The 1938-nt window shown below is 68.5% G+C and carries 3 protein-coding genes; all 3 read left to right on the top strand.

Annotation, left to right across the window (positions count from 1 at the left end):
* Positions 1 to 318 precede the first annotated feature (318 nt).
* Genes HIR71_RS16170 through HIR71_RS16160 form a run of 3 tightly spaced genes read left to right on the top strand, consistent with a single transcriptional unit; the run spans position 319 to position 1850 of the window.
* Positions 319 to 528, top strand: a complete 210-nt coding sequence (locus HIR71_RS16170) for a hypothetical protein (RefSeq protein ID WP_169326087.1) — start codon at positions 319 to 321, stop codon at positions 526 to 528.
* Positions 529 to 558: 30 nt separating this feature from the next.
* Positions 559 to 852: a hypothetical protein gene (locus HIR71_RS16165; protein WP_169326086.1), complete on the top strand. Its 294-nt coding sequence runs from the start codon at positions 559 to 561 to the stop codon at positions 850 to 852.
* A complete protein-coding gene (locus HIR71_RS16160; RefSeq protein ID WP_169326085.1) occupies positions 852 to 1850 on the top strand; it encodes a site-specific integrase in 999 nt (332 codons plus the stop codon). The genes HIR71_RS16165 and HIR71_RS16160 overlap by 1 nt, the downstream gene beginning before the upstream one ends.
* The last annotated feature ends 88 nt before the right edge of the window (positions 1851 to 1938 follow it).

The raw sequence follows: 1938 nt of genomic DNA, 5'->3' as shown, positions 1-1938 counted from the left end.
GTCGAGGTCTTTCGGATGGGCAGCGTCAGAACTCCCATCATCGGAAGACCTCGACCCCTACCTGGACCTCGACACGCCGTGTCGCTCCCGGCGCCGCCCCCGCCTACACCCCCAATTCTGAAGAGCCTCTTTCCGACTCGGGCGACGCGTGTTCTACCGCAGACAGGACTGCGACGCATGGGTCGACGCTGCCTACGCCCGCCAGTCGGTGGGAGGAGTCGCCTGACTGGTTGGACACCGGCGTCCCTGCCCTGGCTGGCCCAGGGCCGGCCAGGGGGTGCAAACTAGGCTGCACTCGGGCAGACGGAGGAGTCGGACGTGGCCAGCATTCAAAAGCGGCCCGACCGGGTCTGGCATGCGCGCCACGGCGACGACGCGGGCAAGGAGCACGCCCGACACTTCGCGCGAAAAGTCGACGGGCAGCGGCGGCTGAACGAGGCCACGGCGAGCGTCGTGACGGGGATGTACGTCGATCCAGCCGCCGGCAAGGTGACGTTCACCGACTACTACCAGCAGGGGGCTGTCTGACAGCTCTGGGAGTCGACGACCATCCGCGCGATGAACCTCGCCGGAAGCGTCCCGCTGGCGCGCCTGCGAACGCCGCACGTCGAGTTGTGGGTCAAGGAGATGTCGCGGCGCGCACTCGCTGCTTCGACGATCGGCACCAAGTTCGACAATGGGATGACGGTCGTCGGCGCGGTCATGCGCGATCGTGTGTTCTCTCAGGGACCCGAGCCTCTCGATCTCACGCTCGGCGGCGACGACTTGCTTCGGGCCGCGGCGCGATACGTCGAGCGAGCTCGAACTCGAGGCGTTCTCCCGCCAACAACGCCCGGAAAGGAATCGAGCTGATGGCCAGCATCACGAAGCGACCTGACGGCCGGTGGCGTGCCCGCTACCGCGACGACCGTGGCAAGGAGCACGCCCGGCACTTCGACCGCAAGGTCGACGGACAGCGGTGGCTCGACGAGGTGACCGCCTCCGTCGTGACGGGGCAGTACGTCGCGCCAGGCGCGGGCAAGATCACGCTGAAGGAGTACGCCGAGGCCTGGCGCGCGAACCAGGCGCACCGCCCGACGACACAGGAGCAGGTGGAGCGCCAGTTCAAGCTCCACGTGTACCCGCACCTCGGTGACCGGCCGCTCGCGACGATCCTCCCATCGGACCTGCGCGCGCTCGTGAAGCGGCTTTCGGTGACCCTGTCCCCCGCAACCGTCTCGGTCATCTACAGGCACCTGTCGGCGGTGTTCAAGGCCGCCGTCGGTGACCGGCGCATCGCGACGTCGCCGTGCGCCGGGATCTCGGTACCGAAGCCGAGGAAGACAAGGGTCGTCCCGGTCTCGACGGACGCCGTCCAGCGCCTCGCCGCTGTCATTTCCGCGAGGTACTCGGCCGCGGTGGTCCTCGCGGCGGGAACAGGCCTGCGCCAGGGTGAGGTATTCGGGTTGACGGTCGACCGCATCGACTTCCTGCGCCGCTCCCTGACGGTCGATCGGCAGCTCATCCTGCTGGTGGGTCACCCGCCACAGTTCGGACCTCCCAAGACGGACTCGAGCGTGCGCGTGATCCCGCTACCGCAGGTCGTCATCGAGGCGCTCGCCGCGCACCTCTCGGCGTTTCCGGCACGGCCCGACGGGCTGGTGTTCACAACCGGGGCCGGCGGACCGTTGCGACGCTCCGGGTTCGGCAATGCATGGCGCAGGGCGACCGTGGATGCCGGGGTGCCGGGGTTCGTGTTTCACGGACTGCGCCACTACTACGCGTCGCTGCTGATCCGGCACGGGGAGTCGGTCAAGACGGTGCAGGAGCGGTGTTGCCGGTCGCGTCGGGTGATGACGAGGGCGTCGTGATCGGTGCAGACGTGCGGAGGTGAAAGGGGGGCCCCGCCGGAGGTTTCCGGCGGGGCCTTGGTCCTCATGGTGACGCCGTGGTGATCAC

It is taken from the genome of Cellulomonas fimi, from assembly GCF_012952065.1.
Taxonomy (GTDB): domain Bacteria; phylum Actinomycetota; class Actinomycetes; order Actinomycetales; family Cellulomonadaceae; genus Pengzhenrongella; species Pengzhenrongella fimi_A.
This window is presented reverse-complemented; position numbering and strand designations above follow the sequence as displayed.

Bases quoted from the DNA above. Each gene is read 5' to 3' on its own strand.
- HIR71_RS16165 (WP_169326086.1), top strand. From the start codon at position 559: ATGAACCTCGCCGGAAGCGTCCCGCTGGCGCGCCTGCGAACGCCGCAC.
- HIR71_RS16160 (WP_169326085.1), top strand. From the start codon at position 852: ATGGCCAGCATCACGAAGCGACCTGACGGCCGGTGGCGTGCCCGCTAC.